This window comes from Mangrovimonas sp. TPBH4, from assembly GCF_001280505.1.
Taxonomy (GTDB): domain Bacteria; phylum Bacteroidota; class Bacteroidia; order Flavobacteriales; family Flavobacteriaceae; genus Mangrovimonas_A.
Map to the genome: position 1 here is coordinate 158694 of NZ_LBIO01000039.1, position 25632 is coordinate 184325.

Consider the following 25632-nt stretch of genomic DNA (forward strand, 5'->3'; position numbering starts at 1 on the left):
ATGACCAAAAACCTATTAGGTTACTTTTTCTTAACCAACTTCTTAATTACCAACACCACTGCAAGGACAAGGGCACCAATCACTAGCCCCATGACAAACTCGCGTATCAAACTTGGCCACGATTCCAAAATGTGATGCTCATGGAACCAAGGTATATTATGGGCAAAAATCCCTCCCGATACCATTAGCAAAGCTAAGGTCCCAATGATAGAAAGGCCTTTAACAACAAAGGGTAAAGCTCTTACCAAACCACGTCCCAAATGATAAGTGACATTGGGCTCCCCCTCACTTAGGGAAATAAGTTTCAAGCCAAAATCGTCCATTCGTACAATCAGGGCTACAATTCCATACACCCCTACCGTAGCAATAATGGCTACTACCGATACTACCGCAATTTGCACCATCAATTCAGATTCCATCACATTCCCTAAGGCAATGATGACAATTTCAATGGAAAGTATAAAATCCGTTAGGATCGCGGATTTCACCTTTTTTTTCTCCTTGGCCAATATGTCTTTTGGAGATTTAGCTGTTTCAGAATCCCCCGCTTCCTCATGATGGGCATGTGGCACAAAAAATTCATAAACCTTCTCAGCGCCCTCATAGGCCAGATACAAACCTCCCAATATCAAAATAATTGTAATGGCCACTGGCACAAAAGCACTAAGTAAAAAGGCAATGGGTAAAATGATCAACTTGTTCAAAAATGAACCTTTCATAATAGCCCATAACACCGGAAGTTCTCTAGATGATACAAATCCAGACGCCTTTTCAGCATTCACCGCCAAATCATCGCCCAAAATACCGGCAGTCTTTTTGGTGGTTATTTTACTCATCACCACAACATCATCCATTAAGGCAGAAATATCATCCAATAAGGCGAAAAAACCTGAGGCCATACATGTAAATCTTTAAATAATTAAGCGTTTTTGGTAAATACCGATAGTATAATATATAAGGCAATTACAATTGGAATTGCCATAAACTGAAGTAACAATAACAACACTAGGCTAATCAGTAAAAAACTATAGCGCACCTTGTTGGCTTGAAAGCTCCAATCCTTAGCTTTCAAAGCGAACAATCTCACAGACGAATTGAGGATATAGCAGCTAAATACAGAAAACACCACCAAAAACCATGGATTGAGAATTAACTGTGTAAGCCACGCCGTACTTTGAAACTCCAAAATGAGGGGCAAGGATAAAACTAACAGCGCATTGGCTGGTGTTGGCAAGCCCTTAAAGGCGGTTTGCTGTTCCGTATCTATGTTGAATTTCGCCAAGCGGTAGGCAGACCCTAAAGTCACCAATAATCCAACCAAGGCCAATGGCTGAAAGGCAACACCATTAAAATCTATCAAGGTATTCCATTCAGTAGACTGCTCTGCATCCAATGACATGGTCAATAATTTAAACATTACCAAGCCTGGCACCAAACCACTGGTCACCATATCGGCCAAGGAATCCAACTGAAGCCCCAATTCACTGCTCACTTCTAATTTGCGGGCTATAAATCCATCGAAAAAATCGAAGAAAATTCCCAAAAACACACAGAAAGCGCCAGCCACAAAATTACCATATACCACAAAGAGCACACCAACGCAACCGCTAAACAAATTCATCAAAGTAAATAAATTGGGGATGTGCCGCTTCATACGTTTCATTAGTTTTGTGTAAAAATAGAAACTATTTTGGAATGTTTATAAGGAAAATCGCCACAGGCAACTTTTTTGCACTCCATATCACCTCCCTAACAACAGGGTTTAAAAACCCAAACACAAAAAGAAAGTTACTTCATACAATCAGTATACAATAAGTGAACATATTTGTTGTTTAATAGGTTAAAAATATTGTGCATCTTTGTAAAAATTTTTTGCTGTTGAAAAACTATATCGGGCTTCTTTTTATGTTGGTTTCCTTGGGAACCCTTGGGCAAACCGCTAGAAAATACTCCAACGAATTTATGAACATAGGGGTGGACGCCGCAGCTTTGGGAATGAGCAATACAGTGGTGTCCCTAACCGCCGATGTAAATTCCGGCTATTGGAACCCAGCAGGATTAACCGCTCTGGAAGACAACCAATTGGCCCTGATGCACTCCAGTTATTTTGCCAATATTGCCAATTACAATTATATGGCCTTTGCCATGCCACTCGACACCGAAAGTGCTGTTGGCATCTCTCTCATTCGCTTTGGGGTTGACGATATTTTGGATACAACCCAATTAATAGACGACCAAGGAAACATTAATTACGATCGTATCAAACGTTTTTCTACGGCGGATTATGGTTTGACTTTCTCCTATGCCCGTAATCTCAAACTTCAAGGCTTCAGTTATGGAATTAATGCCAAGGTCATCCGACGCATCATAGGTGATTTTGCCTCTTCCTGGGGGTTTGGACTTGATGCTGGGCTCCAGTTTCAAACAGACAAAGATTGGAAATTTGGAATCATGGCACGCGACATTACCACCACTTATAATGCTTGGGCTATTGACGAGGATAAGTTCAATGATATAAGCGATGCTGTGGAAGGGCAAAACCAAAGCCTTCCGGAAAAAACCGAAATCACAATCCCAAAACTTCAGTTGGGCCTTTCCAAAAAGTTCATTTTTCACTACGACTATTCATTGGTGACGGCTTTGGACCTTAATGTCCGTTTTGCGGAAAACAACGATATTATTTCTACCTCCTTTGCCAGCATCAACCCTGCTTTTGGATTTGAATTTGGCTATACCGATTTGGTGTTTCTAAGGGGAGGCCTCGGGAATTTTCAAAACGAAACCCAGTTTGACGATTCCCAAACTACGACATTTCAACCCAATTTTGGGGTAGGTTTCAAATACCGAGGCATACAAATAGATTATGCTTTTACCGATATTGGCGACCAAAGTGCTGCCCTATATTCCAATGTATTTTCCCTGAAACTCGATTTTAGTATCTTTAGATAGTGCAAAAACCAATTCTTGCCATAAGTTCCGGATTATTATTGGCCCTCTCATGGCCTACCTATGGCATGCCCCTTTTATTGTTTGTGGCCTTTGTACCTTTATTGGTATTGGAGCAGTCCCTAAGGAAATCTTCCACTAAGGCAAAACGCCTAAAATTGATGGGATACGCCTACCTAGCCTTTGTTATTTGGAATTTCATCACCACGAATTGGTTGCGTTTTGCGGATGTATTTGGGGCCAGTTTTGCCATTTTGGTCAATTCCCTATTAATGACCTTTGTCATCCTCCTCTACCATACCATCGCAAAACGCAGTTCCCAGAATAAAGCCCTTCTATTTTTGGTAACCTTATGGATCTGTTTTGAAAAATTACATTTAGGCTGGGAATTCTCTTGGCCTTGGCTAAATCTTGGTAACGCCTTTTCTGATCACCCTTCTTGGATCCAGTGGTACGAATATACAGGGACCTTTGGGGGCACCCTTTGGGTATGGCTGGGCAACCTCATTGCCTTTAAAGGCTATTTGGCCTATCAAGAAAAAGGTAGAAAACCCCTTAAAAAATCTGCAATAAGACTGGCTACACTCATCCTTTTACCAATTGGAATATCTCTCGTTCGCTACTTTATCTTTTCATATGAAGGAACTCCTGTTGAAGTAATGGCTCTCCAGCCCAACATCGACCCTTACAGTGAAAAATACCATACCGCCAACGACAGTATTGCTCAATTACTATTAAAATTGACCGATGAAAACATTACAGACAAGACGACTTTGATATTGGCTCCAGAAACCGTATTTGCTGACAATGTGCGTTTAAAGCAGTTTCCAAATGCTCGTTTTAAATCCTTCATGGATGGGTATATAAACCAGCATCCCAAGGTCAATTTTTTAACGGGTATTTCTTTTATTGATGTCTTCGGAAATCCTGCCAAAGTGCGCTCTGAAACCAACCAATTGAGGGACGATCTTTGGTATGACGACTATAACTCAGCCATCATGCTAAACGCGTCAGATAGCGTACAGTTTTATAATAAATCCAAACTGGTTGTTGGGATTGAAAACTTTCCCTACCAGGAAATCCTAAAACCCTTGATTGGGGATGTCATGATTGATTTGGGAGGAACCGTAGCCATGAAAACCACCCAAAAGGAACGCTCGGTATTCACTACCTCTGATGGTATAACCAAGGCTGCCCCTATCATTTGCTACGAATCGGTATATGGTGAATTTGTCACAGGCTACGTCCGTAACGGCGCCAACCTTTTGGCCATCATTACCAACGATGCTTGGTGGGGAGAAACCCAAGGTCACAAACAGCATTTAAGCTATGCCCGCCTTCGCGCCATCGAAACACGCCGCCCAATTGTACGTAGTGCCAATACAGGGATTTCGGCCATCATAAATGCCAAAGGAGATCTTGAGGCCACCTTGCCTTACAATACACAAGGTGCCCTAACAGGAACTATCCATACAAATAGCAAACAGACCTTTTACACCAAAGCAGGCGATTATATTGCCCGTATCAGTTTATTTGTGATGCTAGGACTTTTCCTCATTACTATGTTTAGAAGACCTAGATTATAGAAGGCTATCTAAAGGGTGGGTAAACTTAAATGTTAAGCAGTACAAGTTTTCAAACACTTCTACAAAACTACGGCATCCTGAGAAAGCCCATCCTGAATAAAGTATAAGGATAGAAGGACTCACTATGTCATGCTGAGCAAGCCTGTCCTGAGCATCGTCGAAGGGTCGAAGGGCACAACTCACTTAAGTCTTAACTCTTTTTCTTTGCTCTTTGTTCTCAAATTATGCATTCTCAATTCTTTATCCTCAATTCTTCATTCATTACTGCCCCCTATAATACACTATCGTACTCAAGGTTTTCAGGATAATATTTAAATCCAAGAAGAAACTGCGGTGTTTGATATAGTAAAGATCATACTGCAGCTTGGTCAAACTATCGTCAATAGTAGCCCCATAGCGATAATTAATTTGCGCCCATCCGGTCAGTCCCGGTCTAATCACATGACGCGTTTCATAAAAAGGAATTACTTGCGATAGTTCATTTACGAAATAAGGACGCTCCGGACGGGGACCAATAATACTCATATCGCCTTTCAGAACATTGTAGAACTGAGGAAACTCATCAATACGGGACCGCCTTAAAAATCGGCCAAACTTAGTAATACGGGAATCATTCTTGACTGCCCATTTGGCCCCACAATTGCGCTCGGCATCTACGACCATACTTCGTAATTTAACAATATGAAAGGGCACTCCATTCTTACCAACCCGTTCTTGTTTATAAAATAAGGGACCGCGATTCCCAAGAGCATTACCTAAAAGAACAAATGGCAAAAAACAGACCCCTATCAAAAGTCCCAAAGAGGCAAACACCATATCAAAACTGCGGTGAAAAAAGAGATAGAGAGCGTTTTGATTACTGCGGCTAAAGGGAAAATACTTATAAAAATCCTTACCTATAAATTGAATGGGCACCCTATGGGTCACCTCTTCATATACCTGGGTATATTCCCGTATGGTAAATCCACGTTCCAAAAGCATCATCAAATCATGATAAATCTCGGGCATAATGGTTTCCGCATTAAAGCTGGCCACCAAAACCTCCGATACCCGTTCCTCAATAATCACGGGAATCAACTCCTCCGAACGGTACTCTTTTAATCCCTTAAACTTAACCGGAGCCTCAGCTTCAGCCTCACAGTTGATAAACCCGATAATACGGTAGTTAGGATCAGAATCCTTCAGGGGGCGGACAATATTTTCCATATTGGAAATTTCCCCTACCAACAGCACCTTCTTATTAAATCTAGGAGAGGACACAAAAGTGGTATAGGCCACACGCCATAAAAAAATGCCCACAATCAAGGCAACATAAAAATAAACAATCTGAAGACGCTTTTCTGGAAGAAAAGGTGTAATGAAAGGCGTCAGCAAATAAAACAACACCACGGTGGAAGCAGTCAATACCACATTTCGGAAGGTCGTATCCAATTTACTCGATTTATGCAAATCATAAATCTCGAAAACCGTCCCAAACACCATAATGTAAAGGCCCAACACCACCAAAGGCACCGTATGCTCCTGATCTATGGTAAGATATCCAAATCCAAAGCCATATTCCAACACACAGAGTCCTAACAGAACCATACCCAAATCCATTAAACGCAGCAATACCTTACGTTCTGAAATCTCAAAATGTATATCCTTGGTTGGCCCTCCCATGTGTTAGTTGGAATTTTGCCGTAAATATATAAAGATATTTAACAGAAAGGCGCGTCTTAGGGATGTAATACGGCATTCCATCGTTGTTTGACCAGTTCCCAGTCAAATTCGGCTACGACAGTACGGGCATTATGGATCAAATGCTCCCGAAGTTCCACATCTCCATAGACCTTTTCTATAGCTTCCACCATAGTCTGTACATTATTTGGTGGCACTAACAGACCATTCTCTCCATCGGTAATCAAATAAGGCATGCCCCCTACATTGGTACTCACCACAGGTAAACCCAAGGCCATCGCTTCAATGACACTCACAGGGGTATTGTCAAAATTAGTCGTATTGATAAAAATATTATACTCCTTGGCCAATTGGGTCCATTCAGCCTTACTCAGCTTCCCCGTAAACCGCACCGAAACATTCAAATCCTCTGCCAAAGCCCGAACCTCTTCCAAACTCCCATCACTATCAGGTCCCACCATACAAAGCGAAGCATCATACCCCTTTTGTTGTAAAGCACATACTACCCTAACTGCCATTTGGGGATTGTAAATTTTTGAAAAAGATCGTACCCATAACAAACGGATACTTTCGTAAGGCCTCTTTACTAATGGATAATGGCGCAACTCAATACTGTTGGGAATATGCACTACATTGGCATAGCCATGCTTTGCAAAAGCATCCTTTAAATATTTGGAAGGAGACACATTATATTGGGCGTGTTTAAAAATTAGAGCGCACAATTTTGGATGACTGACCAAACGGGCAGGCAGATTCCCCCCGTTCAAACTAGTAATATAGGGCAACCTTAAAACCCGGCATAGCTGACTCACCAAAAAGGCGTAATAAAAATTGCTCGTACTATAGGTATCAATAAGCACTATATCAGTAGACTTGGAATAACGCATACAATGATAAAACATATCCAACAAACGCAGCAATTTGTTGTTATAGGACGAAGCATAACGCAATTCATAGCCTTCTGCTTCCAACAATGCCCCTAGCACCTGTATAGACGAAAGGTTACTGTATTTGTTGTTTAAGTTGTTTCCTATATACAGGACGTTTCTCATATCTCACATTTAAAAGGCTCAGGGCATAGATAAAGGATGGAGCAGCGATACGCATCCCTGAATGGTTGATGGTCGCAAACCAAAAGCATAAAAAGGCCCAAAAAAACAAGTTGTTTTGGTGTTTCCCCCGGTAGGCTATGGGGGTGAAGATTAAAATGATTAATACTAAAACCCCAAAAAAACCATGCTCGGCCAACAAACGTCCCACCTCATTATGGGAGGGCAAATGGTGACCGGTTTCTTCCACACGCTTATTTTTGGTCCTACTGGCACCAATCCCTAAAAACGGACTCTCCAAAAAGCCATCCACTTCCTCCCTAAACAAATCGACACGTCCCGTAGTAACATCTTCCTTTTCCCTTCCCTGGGCATCCTGATTGGCATAACGTTTATCGATGAGTCCCAACGTTTGGGTAGAACTAATCACCCAAGTTACGGATACACCCATCACCAAAAGTAAAAAAGAGCCTATGATTTGGTTTTTCTGCTTCAAATTAGACCTAAAAAATAAGGTCCATAAAAAGGCACCAACAACAATAATAGCAGCGAAAATCCCACCCCGGCTAAAGGTAACAATGGCCCGAAACCCCATCGCTCCCAACAAGCCTACATTCAATAATTTTAACAGAAGATTGGGCGATTGTAAAAATAAACGCACCACCATGATAAACATCCCCAATCCCAAAACTGTGGCCACCTGATTAGGACCAAACCCACCAGACGCAGCAGAATTGGAAGCAGTGCCCGAAAGGGCATCTTTAATACTTGGGTTATACAAAAACAAATAGGTCGTAGTCGCCACCAATGGCAATAGCATATAGAGCAACATATCTAAGATCTGTTTATGGGATACTTTCCGGTCATAACAAAAAAGGGAAGCAATACCCAAACAAGCGGGACCACTCAATACAAAGGCCACATTGGTTCGAAAATTGGCATCAAAAGTCAAAGTAATGGAAGCAACAATAATCGCAGGAACCAATAAAATCAAATACATAAAATAAGGGTAGCCCTTTCCTGAAACACCCTTATAAAACATCCCTATCAAGGCAAATAAAATTACCAAATACTTCGAAGCCTCATATGAAAGCCCTCCCTTGGTCATCCTAAAAAACACCTCGGCACCCACAAAATACGAACAGGCCAAAAAAACATGATACGAAGTATCCCTCCTTGGCCCCATAATGACCTGCCATAAAAAATAAACTAAAGCTCCAATAAAATATAACTTCGCAATTGGTTCATAAAGGAAGACCACGCCCCCCATAACAATATGGAGCAAAATTTGTGTGATATATTTAGAAGAGCTATTACTGCGCACGTACTTTGAATAAGGTCTAAAAATAGCTAAATTTTAAATCCTGCCGAAATATCTCGGACACGTTGGTTATAATGTGCATAGGTAAATGGTCCTGCCAATTTGTGGGCTTCTTCAATATAACCTTGATAAGTTGCTGCAGTCAATTCCATCACTTCTCCAATTGCCTTTTGGATATTGGAAATACTTACCGTATCCAACACCCACCCTTGGCGTTCATGCTGCACATACTGACTAATAGCCGAAACTTGCGACACCATGGGCAAACAGCCAAAGTTCATGGCTTCGGCAATGACCTTTGGAAAACCTTCCGAAGCCGTGGTGGGCATCAAAAACACATCACTTTGCTTATAAATATCAAATACCTGTTCTCTGGCCAAACTACCATGCCAAACGATAGGAACGTCAATGGTGTCACTCAAAACCCTATACTCTTCCAAGGCGGCACCTTCTCCAACCAAATGGACAGCGGTTATTTCCCTTTGCACATCTGCAGACAAACTTCCAAAAGCCTCAAGAATACGTCCCACACCTTTAGCAGACTCAATACGTCCCACATAGCAAAAGGTCCAACGCTCCGGCAATACCCGTTGTGCACACCTTAAACGGCCAGCTTCCACCTCTGTAAGTGTCAAACAAGGGTTTTCAAAACTCAAACAGTGTTTTGGTTGCTCTGGCCAATGGCCATTAATGGTGACGGTTCTGGATTGCTGTTGCAACAACCAACGCTGCCATCGGTAACCTAGAGGCGGTTGGGCCTGATTCCAATTGCCGGCATACTTAAACCAACCTGGCTTACGGCTATACCAACTTAAATACGGTACAACATAGCTCCCAATACCCGTTGGAGCACGAAACTGGAAACAATCCACTTCTTTTAGGATTCGTCGAATAACGTTTAAAGTTTTTGGAGCTTGCAATAAAATCACCAACTTTACAGAAAGCCCTAGACCTCCCACTGCTGGAATCGCAACAAAATGGATGTTTGGCGAATCATAGGGCAACGCACTTTTTGGAGCCTCCCCTTCATGCCACATCGCCACATGCCAAATCTCCTCAAATACTTCCAACAAATGATTGATCTCAGTCACAGTAGGCCCCCAACCAACAATATTGCCATTCTCTGCAGTATAATGCTCCGTATGTGAAATAATCGCTAATTTCAAAATCTTCTAAATAAATTCATTTTGACATAGTAAAACACCTCAGTACCTTCTTTACCTCCCTTCATTATTCATTATTAGTGCTTTCCCGCCCTCTTTACTCTATACTCTATACTCTATACTCTATACTCTTTACTCTTTAACCTCTATTCTCAACATTTCCTCTACTACTCACAACATGGTCACCCTGAGCAAGCATGTCCTGAGCATAGCCGAAGGGTCGAAGGGCTCACTACTAACTACTAACTTAGTCTCCCTGAGCTTGTCTAAGGGCTAACGCTTAAATCCTCAATCACCTCCACATACCGCTCCACAATCACTTCCCACTCATGCTCCAAAGCCCAAAGCTTTGCCGAATTAGAATACCGTGGATAGGCCTCCAAAATACATTCCAACGCTTCCAATAAAGTTTCAGCATCTCCCAAAGGCACCAATTCACCGGTCTGTCCTTGTACAATGGCATCACTAATCCCACACCCTTCACTCCCAATGGCAGGAATCCCTAGGATATTAGCTTCCAAAATCGCAATTCCAAACCCTTCCACATCACCGCTTTCCGTAATTCCACTTAACATCACAAAAACATCTGAGGCCTTCAAAAAGCTTTTCAAGGCCTTTTCAGAGAGCCTACCATGAAAACTAACATGTTCCCCTACACCCAAAGCCTCCGCCTCTCGCTGAAAGGAAGCTTGCTCCGTGGCCAGTCCCACACAATGATAATGCAATTCGGGATACCGTTTTAGCAAACGAGGTAAAGCTTTGATGACCTGAAGTTGTCCCTTCCGTTCAGATACATGCCCAACCGTAATAAGCTTAGGACTCCCCTTTAAAATTTCAGAATTCCCAAGTACATCGCCTCCCCAAGAGGCTTCAATACCATTGGGGACCACGCTCGTTCGTTGTTGTAAATACTCAGGAAGTAATCCCTTCGTAAAATTAGACACTGCAATAATATAAGCCATCTGATCCAATGACTTCTGGATAGAAGTTCTTAAAAATGAATTTCTAAAATTCACCTCTGTACCATGGACAACTGCCACTGCAGGGCACTTCACAAATTTGCTTCCTAAGGCCACACTCCAAAGCGAGAACTTCCCTGAGGCCAACACCACATCTGCCCAACTCATAGATTGTAATAACAATTGTAACCGTTGAACATACATGATGCCCCGTAGCTTTCGCAAGGGTACCCTAATGACTTCAAAGGCTAACTGAGCATCAAACTCCTGTTCCTCCATAACATGCCAACTTCTTTGATCGGCAATCACTCTTATGATATACCCCTTAAGGCTCAAATACTTGGATAACTGATAGGCATGCGTACCAATCCCTCCCGGTAAAGGGGGAAACTCTGAAGTAATGATAAGAATGTGTTTTGGTTTCAAGCGCCTTGCAATATGCAGTAAAATAAAGCTATAATCGTGCAGGGCGCAAGTTTTAAGGAGAATTTTTATTGCTTTAAACCTTTAGATTGGCCCCTCAAATGGCTAACATAACCACTTCTGCCCTCACCCTTGGATCTAATGGACAAATCAACTTGTTCTATTGGTTTTGTTTTGATTAATGAGACTTCCACCTTGCACTAATCACCCTCATTACAAACAAGAAAGCCCTTCCGAACACTAATCAACCTCTATAAAATGAATACCGGAAAGGCTTTTTTGAAGATACTGCTATTAACTGGTACTAAGGTAGCTATAAAAAAGTGTCACACAAGCTATCATACAATTAGTTATACACATGGTTTTCAACACCTTACACCCAAACTTATAAACACCTTATACACGCTCTTATCAACAAATCAGGATTTACCCTACAACAAATAGTTCATACAAAGTAAAATACCTACAACTTTCTCCATCCCCTTCTTTACTCTGCTCCTCCATGCTTCATTCCTCATTCTTAATTTTTCACTACTCACAACTCACTACTACATTTAGTCTTGGTTCTTGATTCTTTCCTCTTTGTTCCAAGATTATTCATTCTTAATTTTTCATTATTAACTCCTTTGTCACCCTGAGCTTGTCGAAGGGCTTATTACTCGGTCATCCTGAGCAAGCCTGCCCTGAGCCTGTCGAAGGGTCGAAGGATCAAAGTGAACCACCCACCAATTATTAAGTCTTGATTCTTTCCTCTTTGTTCTAAGATTATTCATTCTTAATTTTTCATTATTAACTCCTTTGTCACCCTGAGCTTGTCGAAGGGCAGAAGAGCTCACTACTCCATTTAGTCTTGTTTCTTGATTCTTTCCTCTTTGCTCTTTTTTCTAAATTCTTCATCCTAAATTCTCAATCATCGGCCCCTCCTCCAACTTTCTACTGGCCAAACGCCAAGATCGCCACACCTGTATTCCAACCAAAGGCAAAAGCAATACAGACAGAAAAGCTCCCAAAACCAACATGAATCGGTTTTGCTTAAAACGATAGGGCATAATAGACATTGGCACGGTGCGCAACAGAGCATATCTGGCGGCCCTACTCCCAAAATAACGCCTAAAAAAATACAGCACACTTGGGATGGGTCGTGGCGACAACAGCTTATTCGTTCGAAAAGCATCCCAACTGCCCATCTCCCGTAGTCCACCACTATCCACTTTCAAATGCAAACGCCCGGCATAGGGGTTGGACACATTCAAAAAGCCAGCCAAATAGGCACGAAGTCCAAACTCCCCATCCCCCATACGCTGCTTTTCAAACTGCCGATCGAACAAGCCTATGGCCTCAAACACTTCCCGTGCAATCAAAACGTTTCCGGTATCCAATTGATCGCTTACCCTAAAAAAGGAATAGTGCTCAGGCACCTTGGCCCCCACTTTCGAAAGGGATACTCCTGAAGATATATCGGCTTTAAAAAAATCCAAAGCCTTCATATGCGAAGAAATCCAATCGGGTGCCACACGACTATCATCATCAAATAACAAGAAATAGTCCCCCTGAGCTTCTTGTATCGCTCGGTTCCTTGCCAACCAAAGGGCTTGTTCCTCTTGGTAAAACACGTTTAAGTCCAACCCAAAGTCCTTATAAAACGTCTCCTGAAAAGGTTGGGACTGGTCCACCACTAACACCTCAAAATTAGGGTAGTCCTGCTGTACCAAGTCCTTCAGGACATCCTTTAGATAGGGATAACGGTTCAAAGTAGGAATGATGACAGATACTTTGGGAGTTTTGTTAAGTAAAGGACTTTCAAAACTGCCCCACCCTTCATGACTAAGTGGATGTTTTAAATACGTACTCCGTATGGCATGACGACTACGCCAAAAGGCTCTGACTTCCTTAATAGGATTACAAAAACTGCCCAAGCGCAATCCCAACACATACCATACCCAAGCCTTATTAAAGTACTTGCGAATAAATCGGTACTCGTCTGTTAAAGGTAAAGGTAAGGCTTCAGTTTCAGAATAGACCTCAGCATCCCCAACATACCCCTTCTGCAAAGCCTGCCAAGACAGGTCGTACTGTTGTGCCAACTCACTTTCAAAACGCGTATCCGCTTCCAACTGCGACTTAACCACTTCTGGTAAGACCTCTACCCTAGGGAATACTCCCGTCCCACCAGTCTTGTGTAAAGAAAAATAATGGGTGGGTTGGAGATAGTTCAGGAATTTAAAAAGCATCATTACCGTATATAAGGTTTTGCTGGAACACCTAAAAGGGTCACCTCTCCCTGCTCAAAAGACCTAACAACACAAGCCGATGCTCCTACAGCAGTATTCTTTCCTAAAATAATTGGCCCAATAATAACTGCGTTTGCACCCAAACTACAGTTATTATCTAATCTATACTCCTTGTTTTTTACAGCTTTTCCCACTCCTATAATATTTCCTCCCGTCAGAGTTAAATTTTCTCCAATATTACAATAACCAGAAATAACACAACCCATCGCAGGATGTAAAATCAATAGCCCCCCCTTTATATTAGCTTTATAGTGCAAATCTAAATTGGAATATGCCTGTACCAATAACAATAGAGGTAAAAAGAAAATCCTTATATATTTATAATAATCACCAAAAACCAAATACAAACACCGTTCAAATCTGTAAAAAAAAACACCAACAAAACTACGTGTTATCAAGATAATAAGCCACCTTAATTTATTTCTACCAATCATGCGCCTGACATCTTGCATCAAATACTTAAATTGTATCATATAATTATCTATAAAATATGCTAGTTCTGCATTAAGTTCAAAACCTTAAATCTTCTCCTTATTTACCTCTACGATTTTTCTTTAACTTTCTAATTAGTGACTAACAACTAATGTTTTAAAAGATATTCTAGGCAAATTGATTCTCTTGTTTTACCATATGAGTAAATATCAAGCTACAGCAACACATTTAACTCGAATTTATCCTAAAAACCAATAACTCACTGATAGAATTTATTAAATTCATCTTGCTGCTTGCTCAAATTAAACGTCTCTTTTAGCCTTCTAATAGCTTGGTATCTTACCTCTTGAGCTTCCGTTGTACTCAAAGCCTTAATGACCCCTTCAAGGGTTTCAAATAGTAATTTTGGTTGTCTCTTTGGAACGACCCAACCCGTTTCCTCATGTAAAATATTTTCAGGAAGCCCACCTCCATCAGATACAACACACAAACAGCCTGCAGCCTGAGCCTCTAATACAGCATTGCAAAATCCTTCACTAAGGCTGTATTGTATATAAATATCTGTATGTTGTAAAATTTCTAAAACCTTTGCATGAGGCAAAGCATCCATAAGCTCAACGCAATCTACTAAACCTAGTTGATGGATAGCATACAATAAAGATTCTTTAAGCTCGCCTTTACCTATAATTTTATATTCAAATTGATAACCTGCTTGTTTCAATAATGCTAAAGCAATCAAAATATCCTCCAACCCCTTGATCCAATGAAGCCTTGCCACCGTCAACAATTTCAATGTTTCTGATACTACTTTTTTAGACACGCCATTTTCCTTCAATTCTACTGCCGGGGTAATTATTTGAAAAGCTCTATCCTTAGCATAACCTAATGCTACCGCCTTTTGGTACATATAATCAGAAATGGGATGCAATTTATCCACCTGTTGCCATAACAAATCATAACACCCGTGGTGTTTCAAAGGATATACATCCATATCAAAGCCTCTACAGCTTACCGCCATTTGAGCACCAATAGCCTTGGCCACATATTCACTTTGCAGGGCCATCGTGGCAAATCCAAAATGCAGCCAATCCAAATCAGCCTTTAACAAATGGGCATTGGTATAAAGGTTTTTCAAGATCTGCCCCCATGATCTCCCAGTGGTTCGCTCCATTCCAATAAAGCTCAGAACCCGCTCTCTATAAGGCAGCAATCCAACAAATACCCTCAAAAAACCAACACTTCTTCGGAACATCCCTTTGGCTACAATAGGAGCCGTATATACTGGACATTGGGCATAGTCCTCTAGATTCTGCTGCACAAACAAACTCACTTCCAGACCAGAGCCTTGCAACCCCTTAATCTTACTATTGAAAAAGGTTTCCGAATAGGCCGGTGGTTGCGATAATACAATGCCTACTTTTATGGGTGTTCTAAGTTCTATAATAATGGTTTTATATAGTCAACTAAAAATTCCGTAAATCGTCGCCCAGACACAACATCCAAATGATGCCCATCCGTATACTGGTAACATGATCTTTGAGAACTACCATCAAAATATCTCACCTCAGCTTCCTCCGCCATCTTAAAAATCACCCCGTCAAATTCAGGAAAACAATCCTGCTCTAGGTCATACATCGTTTCGGCCACAGGCATACGTACCAACACCACTAAGCCATGTTTCTTCAAAAATTTGATGCTTTCCTTTAAGCAATCCAAACGCCTCTTCGAAATCCCTATACTCTCTTCACTTATGGCCTCATAACGCTTTAGAGTTATCTTATCTCTTTCTCCTCGTTTCTCATTACCTTTATTAAAGCGCACTTCACACCAACCATCAGAATGCACAAATATTTGAGGCGATTTCTCTCGCATCCATTTTTTACTAAGTAATTCTACATTCCGTTCTGGATAGCAAGATAGCAAATACGGAATGTTTGGGGTGACAGTGACATTGTGGACCTTTCCTAAAAAGGACTCTATCTCTTTAAAATAGTCGCCATCGCCCACCTCTTCTTTACTATCCGAAAGGGTCCATGGATTCACCTCTAAAATAAAAAGGCCATTACGGGTGTCTGTATCCAACTTATTTTTAATACTTTCCAAATAGGGAGCCCCATAAGGAGTATGCACTCTTGAAAAGGCGTAATTATAAAGTTTTAAGCGAGGCAATCGAGCATTGAACATATCGGGCTGTATCCCTTGGGCCGCCCTCGAAGAGCCAATAATCAAAGACTGTTGCCGAGGGCTGGTCAATTTAAGGTAGAAGGCATCCGCATGGCCATCAGCAAACAAAAACACCCCCATTCCACTTAAAAATAGTACCAGCAAAAAAACACAACACTTTATCAAAAATGCACGCATCCTAGAATTGAAAATATATAAACTCCTGTTCCTTTCCTCCGTATAAAAATATCACCATAGCAATCACATAATAAAGCCCCCATCTCAAGGCCTTGGGATACCTTAACCATAAATGCTCTATGGCATACCGCCCTTCCCGACCGCGCCATTCTACCAAAACAAATAGCCCCAACAACACCAACAAAAAACTCGGCCGTATCCCAGGAATCGAAAACAAAGAGGAACTAAAAACACCTTTAAGATAAGACAGCGCTTCCGTCACGCTAGCAGCCCTAAAAAATACCCAGGCCACAACTGTTAGTAAAAAGGTACTCCCCATTTGCCAACATTCCCTAAAATTGGGCAACAATTGTCCTTGGGCCACAACTTCGGTGTGCTTCCTGTGTTGTTTTAAGAGAATTAAAGGTAAAAAGTAGACGGCATTTAAGCCTCCCCATACCAAAAAAGTCCAATTGGCACCATGCCAAAACCCACTCACAAAAAAAATGACCAACACATTGCGCAACACCACTCCTTTAGAGCCTCTAGAGCCTCCCAAAGGAATATACACATAATCCCGGAACCAGGTGGATAAGGAGATATGCCAACGTCGCCAAAATTCAGCAATGTCCCTAGAAAAATAAGGGGTTGCAAAATTCTGCATCAAATCAAAGCCAAATAAACGGGCCGTCCCTATAGCGATATCCGAATAGCCCGAAAAATCACCATATATCTGAAAGGCAAAAAATACGGCTCCCAAAAACAAGGTACTTCCCGAATGCTCGGGATGATGTTCAAAAATCATGTTCACAAACTGGGCGCAATTATCAGCAATCACTATTTTCTTAAAAAGCCCCCAAAGAATTTGACGCAAGCCGTCTACCGATTTTTGATAGTTAAATTGACGCTGTATTTGAAACTGTGGCAACAAATGGGAAGCCCGCTCTATGGGGCCAGCCACCAATTGCGGAAAAAAACTGACGAAAGCAGCAAAAGCCACAAAGTCCTTGGTGGGCTCCAAACGCTGTCTGTACACATCTATGGTATAGCTCAAGGTTTGAAACGTATAAAAACTAATCCCTACAGGCAGGATAATATGAAGGGTATTGGGTTGGATCTCCATCCCAAAAAACGAAAAGGCCTCGGTAAAATTAGCTATGAAAAAATTATAGTACTTAAAAAATCCCAAAAGGCCCAGATTCACCACAATGCTGGTCCATAATAAATAGTTCCGTTCTTTAGGATTGGCCCTCTTCCCTAATTGTAAGCCAATAGTATAGTCCACAAGCGTACTAAAGGCAATCAAACTCAAAAAGCGCCAATCCCACCAGCCATAAAACACATAACTGGCAATGACTATCAAAACATTTTGCAGTTGCCGACGCTCACCTCCAAACGCCCAATACAAAGCAAATACTAAGGGTAAAAAAACGGCAAAATCTATCGAATTAAACAGCATAGGTTTTCAATATTTGTTGGTAACACTTTTGATGTTCTTGTATGCACTTGTCTAAGGAAAATTGATTTTGGGAGCGCTGCAACATATCGGTGGCCAAAGCATTTTTGGTCTTGACATCCAAGGTTAAAAATGTCTGAAGGCTATCCCTAAGGGTCTGTACATCCCCCGCCGGGAACAATAAGTCATCCCAACCTTCAAGTAAATCCCGAATTCCTGGAATATCGGAACCTATCACCACACGCCCCGAAGCCATGGCTTCCAAGGGAGCTAGTGGCAAACCTTCCTTACGTCCCTCATCCTTGGTAGGAATCACAAACAGATCGGCAACGGCCAAAAAGGGCCTCACATCCATTTGTTTCTCTATAAACATAATATGAGAAGATGTATAAGTACGCTTTAGTTCCTTACCATAGGTATTCTCATGGTCTCCCACAATCAGCACCTGTATTCTAGGATTGTTCAAGAGGTGCACAGCTTCCAATAACACTTCAATCCCTTTTACGGGAGCCAAATTAGCGACAGATACAATAACAAAATCGCTATCTTGAAAACTATGTCCTAAAGGAGTGGTCCTAGTTCGGTTCAAGGGACGAAACCGTTGAAGGTCTACCCCCAAGGGCATATAGCGTACCTTATCATTATAAGGGGCCAAGATCCCTGTTTCCATATCTTTATTAATGGCAATGATTTGGGCACTTAACTGACTGCGCCAATGCCAAGCCTTATTGCCCCAGCCCATAGCCTTTTTGGTATACACATAGGGGATACCCGCCCATTTGGCGGCCAAGGCCTCCGTAAAATCCGAACTCCAATGCCAGGAATGGATCAAATCAAATTGCTCCCGCTTAAAAAAACGGGCTATGGTTCGTATTCTAAACGCTAAGCTATAAAATGGACGGTAGGGTGCACAAAAATTGACGATATGAATGGGCACACCTAAGCCCTTCACGTCCTTAAAAAAAGCACCGCCATCATGATTACAGGCAATATGCGGTTCAAATAGCACCTTATCCAATCCCTTTACCAAATCATAAATCACCTTCCCGCTTCCTGCGGTATCAAAATTAGGGATGGTAAAGAGTATTTTTATACGTTTTGTCATACGCTTCTTGCTGCTCCTGATGCTCGGCTGGAGGCCTCTTGTTGGTTAAAAGCAGTCAATACCAATAACATGTTTATGGCATGGGCCGTTTGGGGGTTGGGCCGCTTGTAAAACTTACCAATCACCTCCTTAATAAAAGATTGTCGCAAACCCAATACCATCGGCGAAGTTAATAAATAAGCTTCCAAAGCCGACTGGTTCTCAGCTCCTAAAAACTGTAACTCCCAATTACGCTGAACATAAGGAGTCCCTAATCGCTGCTTTATAGCCCGTTGCGTTTTATTGATAAGGCGATAGGGCCAATTAAAAGGCGCTTTATTCCAATGATAATTAGTGAGGTGAAAAGGGCGCTGGTCCTGCCATTTCACCTTGGCCAAGTACGGTGCCCGTTCCCGTATATAGGCAATTTGTAGCTGCCGCCCTTTTAAAAAGGCTTCAGGAATGCTAGTAATCAATGCACACATGCGGTTGTCATAATAAGGAAGGGCAATAGGATGGACACTCTCAAACACCGACAAATTTACTGAAGTCCATCGAGGGGCCCAATACAGACTCTTAAAAGCCCTGATCTGGGCATTAGCACTTTCAGGAATGTCAATAGCCTTTAGCAAACAGCCAACCCGCTCCCTCAAATAAGTTTCAAAACTGCCTTTCAAGTCCCATACCTCCCATAATTGTTGAGCCAATTTCAAACCTCCAGGCTTTAAAAGCTTTTTTAGTAACACCTCTAACTGCGCCTCAAAAGGAAGGGAGTCCGGTACTTTCATATCATCAAACAGCACATCTCCCCAATGTCCCAAAAGAAAAAGGTCTCCCAAATCCTGTAAGTGTTCTGTAACGGCCATTTGTCTAGGACTACAAAAATCGGCATAACAGCCATTCAAATTGGCAAGATCTTCTAAACGTTCCCATAAATAACCTTTAGGAATTTGCAACGACTGAAAAGGCATGCCTGCACTTTTTGCAAGTTGCTTAGCAATAGCCGTTTCCGGATAGCCCCCAGCAAAATCATAACTATAGCTGGCTACAGAAGCACCTGTCTGCTGTAAAGCAACTGCCAAAGTCCGGCTGTCCAAACCGCCCGACAAAGGCAAAATGACCTCTTGTCCCGCTACCTGCCCTCCAACAATCTCCTCCAAAAGATCCCCATAACGCTCCAATGCTTGGGAAAAATTAAGGTCTTCCGGTCGGTACGCCCATTTAAAATAGGGCTTGGAACCTTGCAAATACCCCTCGGCATCCAATTCATGCACACTCCCAGGCCGCAATACCACCTGGTCCTTCCAATAGGTATCCATATCCAGAAAAAAACCAATGGCTGTAAACACACAAATAGCCTCCAAATGCAGTTCATGAGGGGCTTTTACCTTAGCAAAGGTCTGTTTACTCGGAATGATGGGTGTTTTGATGGTTTTCATTAGCTACTGCGCTAATATAGGAAATGGATTGGTATTTTTCTTCTTGATTGGACTTAATTAGGAGCAAACCTGTTTTGTAAAGGAAGTGAGGACTTCTTATGGTTACAACAAGCCCTCTAGATTGAAAGATTACTTCAGTCGTACCTCCTTCGTAATGACGGAAGGTGTCATTGCGAACGAAACGCAGTGGAGTGAAGCAATCTCTTTAAGGGTAGGCCTTTTCATTATACAGATTACTTCAATCGAACCTCCTTCGTAATGACCAAAGGCGTCATTGCGAACGGAACACAGTGGAGTGAAGCAATCTCTTTAAGGGAGGGCCTTCCATTGTAAGGATTACTTCAGTCGTGCCTCTCCCCTAATGACCAAAGGCGTCATTGCGAACGGAACGCAGTGGAGGGAAGCAATCTTTTTAAGGTATGGTCGATTCATTGTACAGATTACTTCAGTAGTACCTCCTTCGTAATGACACAAATTTTATAAATTTAAACTATGAAAAAAGCCTATATATACTTTATGACCAACAAAAACAATACGGTTATTTATATAGGCGTCACCAGCAATCTACTAAAAAGAGTCTATCAGCACAAAACAAAAGTTTATAAAGGTTTTACCTATAGATATAATTGTGACAAGTTGGTGTATTATGAAGAATTTGATGATATCACTCAGGCTATTTCCAGAGAGAAACAACTTAAGGCGGGCAACAGAAAGCGAAAAGAAGACTTGATCAAGCAAACCAATCCTGAATGGCAGGACCTGTCTGATGGTTGGTTGTTTTACTTTTCATAGGCTCAATTCAATGGGGTCCCTCTATTTTTAAGAAGCGTCATTGCGAACGGAACACAGTGGAGCGCGGCAATCTCCTTAAGGGAGGTCCTTCCATTTTAAGGATTACTTCAGTCGTGCCTCCTTCGTAATGACGGAAGACGTCATTGCGAATGGAACGCAGTGGAATGAAGCAATCTCTCTAGGGTTAGGCCTTTTCATTGTACAGATTACTTCAATCGTGCCTCCTTCGTAATGACAAGGGCGTCATAGCGAACGTAACGCAGTGGAATGAAGCGATCTCTTTAAGGGTAGACCTTTTCATTGTACGGATTACTTCAGTCGTGCCTCCTTCGCAATGACCAAAGGCGTCATTGCGAGCGTAACGCAGTGGAGTGAAGCAATCTCTTTAAGGGTAGGCCTTTTCATTATACGGATTACTTCAGTCGTGCCCCCTTCGTAATGACCAAAGGCGTCATTGCGAACGGAACGCAGTGGAGTGAAGCAATCTCTTTATGGTATGGCCTTTTCATTTTAAAGATTACTTCGCTCGTGTCTCGCTCGTAATGACACCTCCTAATACCTGGTCATAAAGTTCCAGAAACTGTTGGATAGAGCGCTCAGCACAAAACTCCGCCTTCACCAAATCATGGGCATTTTGGGCAATCCGCTGCAAGTCCTCCTCTGAGGTATGCATCACCTCCAACACCGCCTTCGCCATAGCCTCCGGATCCCGAACAGGCACCAACCAACCGGTCTCCCCCGGACGCACCACCTCAGCCATCCCCCCACAATCCGTCGAGATAACAGGCACCCCCAAGGCCATTGCCTCCAAGACCACATTGGCAATGCCCTCTTCTAGACTAGGTAAAAGCATAACATCATAAGCTTTCATTGTTTTAAATAAACTATCTTGAGTTACCCCTTTTTCTATATTCACGACGTCATCCAACCCCATATCATGAATCTGAAACAAAAGGTCCTCCGTTAACGCATTTGAAGATATAATAGTATAGGTACAATCGACTCCTCTCCTTTTTAGCTCGGCCACTGCCTTCAATCCAAAAGAATAACCTTTCTTCCAATGAAAACGACCTACGCTCAATATTTTTATGGAATTGGATGGACTAAATGCTAATACTTCAAATTGATTGAATAATGATGCCGGCAAAGGGGAACAAATTACTTTTATCCTTTCAGGAGTCGCCCCATACCCTTCCGCTTCATGACGTATAGCATTGGATACAGCATGAAACCCTTTGACTTTAGGAAATAGTTGTCGATAAAGCTCTCCAACTTTTGGTGTCACAATAGGAGTATAATTAATATGGGCTCCTCTTAAACTAACAACGATAGGTATTTCAAAACTATCCTGTAAAAACCAATAAAACTCCAAATCCCTAGCCCATTGCATATGAAGTACATCAGGCTTATATAGTATTATAGGCAAAAATTTACTAAACCAGATCCATTTATCATAACGTTTGTTAAACCGCTTTATTTCGCGCCCCAGCCTTTGAAGGTCTTTAGGACGCTTAACCCCTAGTAATACCCCCCTATACATTGTAAATAATAAGTTTAACCCATGCACTCTTGGCGTACTAATTATTTTGATGTGAGGATGGTTATAAGAGGTTTTGGTTTCTACTACCCCAAACAAATACACTTCATAAGTTTTAGCAACCCCTTCAATTAGATGTTCTATAAAGGTGGTACTTGGAATGGCTCCGGAAAATATAGCTATTTTTAATCTTTTCATAGCAACCCTTCTTTTTTTGCCCACTTCTGCCAAGCATAAACATGCCACACACCCCAATCAGAATCATGTTTCCCTGAATAATAATCCTCAACATACCCTCTTATTTCATCTGTATCCATAACCTCATGCCCAAAAATCTCATTATGAAGCACCATGGAGGTCACATCCCCTCTTAACTCCTCATTCAACCATTCCTTAATCGGCACTGTAAAACCTTTTTTCTCTTGATTTATAAAATCCTTGGGAAAATACGCTTCCATGACATGCTTTAACGTCTTTTTTAAATCTAAACTGGACTGATAATGTTTGGGGACCAACTTTAGAGCAGCTTCCATAACCTCCTTATCCAAAAAAGGAACCCTTACCTCCAAACTATTACCCATACTCATGCGGTCTACTTTAATCAAAACCCTTTGTAAATGTCCATAAAATTCATTCCATCGCATCCATAACAGCAAATTCTTCTTTGTTGGAGTTTTATCAAAATGATAAAGTTCCTGAAATTCTTTGGAATAGCTCACACCTTTAAACATTCTATCAACGTAGTCCCTACTAATTGATGAATGCTTTTCCCTAATGAACTCCCCAATATCCCTAAAGTTATAAGGAGCCCAGGTACTGATGATATCCAATTTATTCAACAATCTCACCAAAGGCTTTCTGATACCATAAGGCAACAAAAACCAATTTCTTTTTTTTATAACATCCAAAAATCTGGGATAACCAAAAAACAACTCATCCCCACCGTCTCCAGACAACATAACAGTGTGCTGTTCTTTGGCTAAACCAGTAATTAAATACGTAGGTATACTGGAATAATCACCAAATGGCTCGCTCATATACTTAAAATGCGCATCCACCACCCTTAAAACTTGTTCATTATCTATAGTTTTTATCTGGTGTTCAACCGGTAATTTACTTGCATATAATTTAGCACTTTCACTTTCATCTAGCTTTGTATCATGAACACTAATGGTAAAAGCTCCTATTCCGTTCTTATAACTACTAGCTACCGCCGTAATCAATGGGCTGTCAATCCCCCCACTTAAAAATGTCCCCAATGGAACATCACTAACCATTTGTCTTTTTACCGCGCGTTCTATGGCACCTTTAATATCATCTACAGCAACATCTGCACCGTGTATAGCAGCACCAAAATCAAAATGGTCTATTTGTAAAATCTTAATTGTACCTTCTTTATCACACGACAGCAATTCACCTGGCCTTAATTGCAGTATATTTTCAAATACTGAATTAGGTGCTTGCATATAGCCAAATGCAAAATACTCTTTAACTATTTCAGGCCTTAACTTAAGGCTTTCCGAGAACCAAGGATGCTTAAATAGTTGATTAAATTGAGACCCAGCGACAATTCCTGAAGCACTTACCCCATAAAACAGAGGCTTAATACCTGCAAAATCTCGAGATAAAAACAAATGCTCATTTACGCAATCAACAATTGCGATTGCAAACATTCCATTAAGAACTTTTAAGGTTTCTGTGACCCCTAAAATATCCAGCAATTGCGCGATAACTTCTGTATCTGATGAGGATCTTAAGTTTGTTAATTGATAAACAGCTATTAATTCCTTATAATTATATATTTCACCATTAAACACCAAATGATATTGCTTTGAAGGACTGTAAACAGGTTGATTTGCACTTGCAGAAACATCCAAAATGGCCAAACGATTAAAACCGAGGGTATAAAATTGTCCTTGATGTATCTCCGAGCTATCAGGCCCTCTATGTTGTGATATTTGTAATAAACTGCGAAACGATTCCTTTGAAGAAGGCTTATGATCGTATAAGTTAAATTCTGCTAAAAATCCGCACATATATTAATTTAATAATTTATGATACAGATTAACTAGTAATTTAACTTCATACTCAATAGAAAATTTGTTATTAACAAAATTAATTGCTGCCTCAGAGAATGCAGTGTATTTTTCACCATTATTATATAATTCTATTATTTTATCGGCAGCTACAGATGTCTCATAATAAGGCACAACATATCCTGTCCTATTTGGAATTATCATTTCAGGGAGTCCATCAGAATCTGACACAATACAAGGCACTCCTTTCGACTGCGCCTCAATTATGGTAGCACCAGCTGATTCCGAAATACTTAATTGTAAATAAAAATCGTAATCGGGTAAAATCTCTTTGAACGCAGCATTATCAATTTTTCCCTTATAAGTAACAGCATCCAGTAAGCCATATCGATTAATCAAATAAAATATCTGCCCAAGATCATGCCCATCGCCATAAATATCATACGTAACTTTATACCCCTGTTCTACTAAAGATTTAATCACCCTTAAATTTCCGTCTATATTCTTTTCCCAACACATTCTAAATGCCGAAATAATCCTTATCTCTTTTTGACTTGGATGTTTTACTTCAGCATTTGAGTGAGTACCGAATGAAATTGGAATGACATGAATTTTGTTTTCATTTATCCCCCAAAGCCTTAAATACTCCTTTTGGTGATTGCTTACGGTTACAAACGCATCAACCTGTGTCCCATATGTACAATAAAACCTTTTCCATTTATCTGAAATCCAAGGTTTTATATATGTATCAGCACCTCTTAAAGTGATAATTATTTTTGGTCGTTGTTCAAAAGGAAGTTCAACAATGTTTTTAATATGACCATTTAGAAAAGAATGTTGAAGATGTACAATATCTACCTTGTTTTTAATCCAAAAGATTTCTGGATAGCTTAATTTTTTTAATGATGGATTAACTATGCTATAAAAGATTTCATTTAGCCGCCTAAATCTATACGATGGCATGACAAAAATACCTTTGCTAAGTTTTTTTTGTTCTGAAGAAAAAAAAGTTAAGGTAATGTCCAGTTCTTCCAAGGTTTTAATCTTATCAACCAACAGTTTTAGATAAGGCTGATAGAATAAAGGATACTCTTGGAA

The 25632-nt window shown here is 41.0% G+C and carries 20 protein-coding genes; 3 read left to right on the forward strand and 17 right to left on the reverse strand.

Translation table 11 applies throughout. The annotated features are described in order from the left end of the window. Positions 1 to 20: 20 nt before the first annotated feature. Positions 21 to 899, reverse strand: a complete 879-nt coding sequence (locus ZA05_RS03935) for a DUF808 domain-containing protein (RefSeq protein WP_053990377.1) — start codon at positions 897 to 899, stop codon at positions 21 to 23. 20 nt (positions 900 to 919) lie between these two features. After that, positions 920 to 1654 (reverse strand): phosphatidylcholine/phosphatidylserine synthase, encoded by a 735-nt coding sequence (locus tag ZA05_RS03940; RefSeq protein ID WP_053990378.1) that lies wholly within the window; start codon positions 1652 to 1654, stop codon positions 920 to 922. A gap of 251 nt (positions 1655 to 1905) precedes the next feature. On the opposite strand from ZA05_RS03940, the gene ZA05_RS03945 reads away from it, so the two are divergent. Beyond that, positions 1906 to 2949: a PorV/PorQ family protein gene (locus ZA05_RS03945; RefSeq protein WP_053990379.1), complete on the forward strand. Its 1044-nt coding sequence runs from the start codon at positions 1906 to 1908 to the stop codon at positions 2947 to 2949. Beyond that, positions 2946 to 4532 (forward strand): apolipoprotein N-acyltransferase, encoded by a 1587-nt coding sequence (gene lnt, locus ZA05_RS03950; protein ID WP_053990380.1) that lies wholly within the window; start codon positions 2946 to 2948, stop codon positions 4530 to 4532. The genes ZA05_RS03945 and lnt overlap by 4 nt, the downstream gene beginning before the upstream one ends. Positions 4533 to 4793: 261 nt before the next feature. Here the strand turns inward: lnt and ZA05_RS03955 are convergent, their stop codons facing one another. From ZA05_RS03955 to ZA05_RS04010, 12 genes are all read right to left on the reverse strand, one after another. Beyond that, entirely contained in the window at positions 4794 to 6194 is a 1401-nt protein-coding gene (locus tag ZA05_RS03955; RefSeq protein ID WP_053990381.1) for a sugar transferase, read from the reverse strand. Positions 6195 to 6250: 56 nt separating this feature from the next. Further along, positions 6251 to 7264 carry a glycosyltransferase family 4 protein gene (locus tag ZA05_RS03960; protein WP_053990382.1) on the reverse strand — a complete coding sequence of 338 codons (1014 nt, stop codon included), beginning with the start codon at positions 7262 to 7264 and terminating at the stop codon, positions 6251 to 6253. Further along, positions 7215 to 8546 (reverse strand): O-antigen ligase, encoded by a 1332-nt coding sequence (locus ZA05_RS03965; RefSeq protein ID WP_231632435.1) that lies wholly within the window; start codon positions 8544 to 8546, stop codon positions 7215 to 7217. Before ZA05_RS03965 ends, ZA05_RS03960 begins: the two co-directional genes overlap by 50 nt. 65 nt (positions 8547 to 8611) lie before the next feature. Beyond that, positions 8612 to 9748 (reverse strand): glycosyltransferase family 4 protein, encoded by a 1137-nt coding sequence (locus ZA05_RS03970; RefSeq protein WP_053990384.1) that lies wholly within the window; start codon positions 9746 to 9748, stop codon positions 8612 to 8614. Between the two features lie 263 nt (positions 9749 to 10011). Next, positions 10012 to 11130, reverse strand: a complete 1119-nt coding sequence (locus ZA05_RS03975; protein WP_053990385.1) for a glycosyltransferase family 4 protein — start codon at positions 11128 to 11130, stop codon at positions 10012 to 10014. An 890-nt stretch (positions 11131 to 12020) separates the two neighbouring features. After that, positions 12021 to 13361, reverse strand: a complete 1341-nt coding sequence (locus ZA05_RS03980) for a glycosyltransferase family 2 protein (protein ID WP_231632443.1) — start codon at positions 13359 to 13361, stop codon at positions 12021 to 12023. Next, entirely contained in the window at positions 13361 to 13891 is a 531-nt protein-coding gene (locus ZA05_RS03985) for a serine acetyltransferase (protein WP_053990386.1), read from the reverse strand. Before ZA05_RS03985 ends, ZA05_RS03980 begins: the two co-directional genes overlap by 1 nt. A gap of 218 nt (positions 13892 to 14109) precedes the next feature. After that, positions 14110 to 15168: a glycosyltransferase family 4 protein gene (locus ZA05_RS03990; protein WP_157514499.1), complete on the reverse strand. Its 1059-nt coding sequence runs from the start codon at positions 15166 to 15168 to the stop codon at positions 14110 to 14112. Positions 15169 to 15287: 119 nt separating this feature from the next. Next, entirely contained in the window at positions 15288 to 16178 is an 891-nt protein-coding gene (locus ZA05_RS03995) for a hypothetical protein (RefSeq protein ID WP_157514500.1), read from the reverse strand. Between the two features lie 34 nt (positions 16179 to 16212). Further along, the gene (locus tag ZA05_RS04000; RefSeq protein WP_053990389.1) at positions 16213 to 17649 is read right to left on the reverse strand and encodes an MBOAT family protein; all 1437 of its coding nucleotides are present in this window, start codon (positions 17647 to 17649) and stop codon (positions 16213 to 16215) included. Next, on the reverse strand, positions 17639 to 18751 hold the full coding sequence (locus ZA05_RS04005) for a glycosyltransferase (protein ID WP_053990390.1): 1113 nt from the start codon (positions 18749 to 18751) through the stop codon (positions 17639 to 17641). Before ZA05_RS04005 ends, ZA05_RS04000 begins: the two co-directional genes overlap by 11 nt. After that, positions 18748 to 20169: an asparagine synthase-related protein gene (locus ZA05_RS04010; protein WP_053990391.1), complete on the reverse strand. Its 1422-nt coding sequence runs from the start codon at positions 20167 to 20169 to the stop codon at positions 18748 to 18750. The genes ZA05_RS04005 and ZA05_RS04010 overlap by 4 nt, the downstream gene beginning before the upstream one ends. 492 nt (positions 20170 to 20661) lie before the next feature. On the opposite strand from ZA05_RS04010, the gene ZA05_RS04015 reads away from it, so the two are divergent. Beyond that, complete coding sequence (locus ZA05_RS04015; RefSeq protein WP_053990392.1) at positions 20662 to 20961, forward strand: GIY-YIG nuclease family protein; 300 nt, start codon at positions 20662 to 20664, stop codon at positions 20959 to 20961. Between the two features lie 517 nt (positions 20962 to 21478). Here the strand turns inward: ZA05_RS04015 and ZA05_RS04020 are convergent. The 3 genes from ZA05_RS04020 to ZA05_RS04030 all read right to left on the reverse strand — a co-directional run. Beyond that, entirely contained in the window at positions 21479 to 22696 is a 1218-nt protein-coding gene (locus ZA05_RS04020; protein ID WP_053990393.1) for a glycosyltransferase family 4 protein, read from the reverse strand. Next, complete coding sequence (gene asnB / locus ZA05_RS04025) at positions 22693 to 24534, reverse strand: asparagine synthase (glutamine-hydrolyzing) (protein WP_082333663.1); 1842 nt, start codon at positions 24532 to 24534, stop codon at positions 22693 to 22695. The genes ZA05_RS04020 and asnB overlap by 4 nt, the downstream gene beginning before the upstream one ends. Positions 24535 to 24537: 3 nt before the next feature. Then, positions 24538 to 25632: glycosyltransferase family 4 protein (locus tag ZA05_RS04030; RefSeq protein WP_157514501.1), on the reverse strand; the 1095-nt coding region annotated here is incomplete at its 5' end.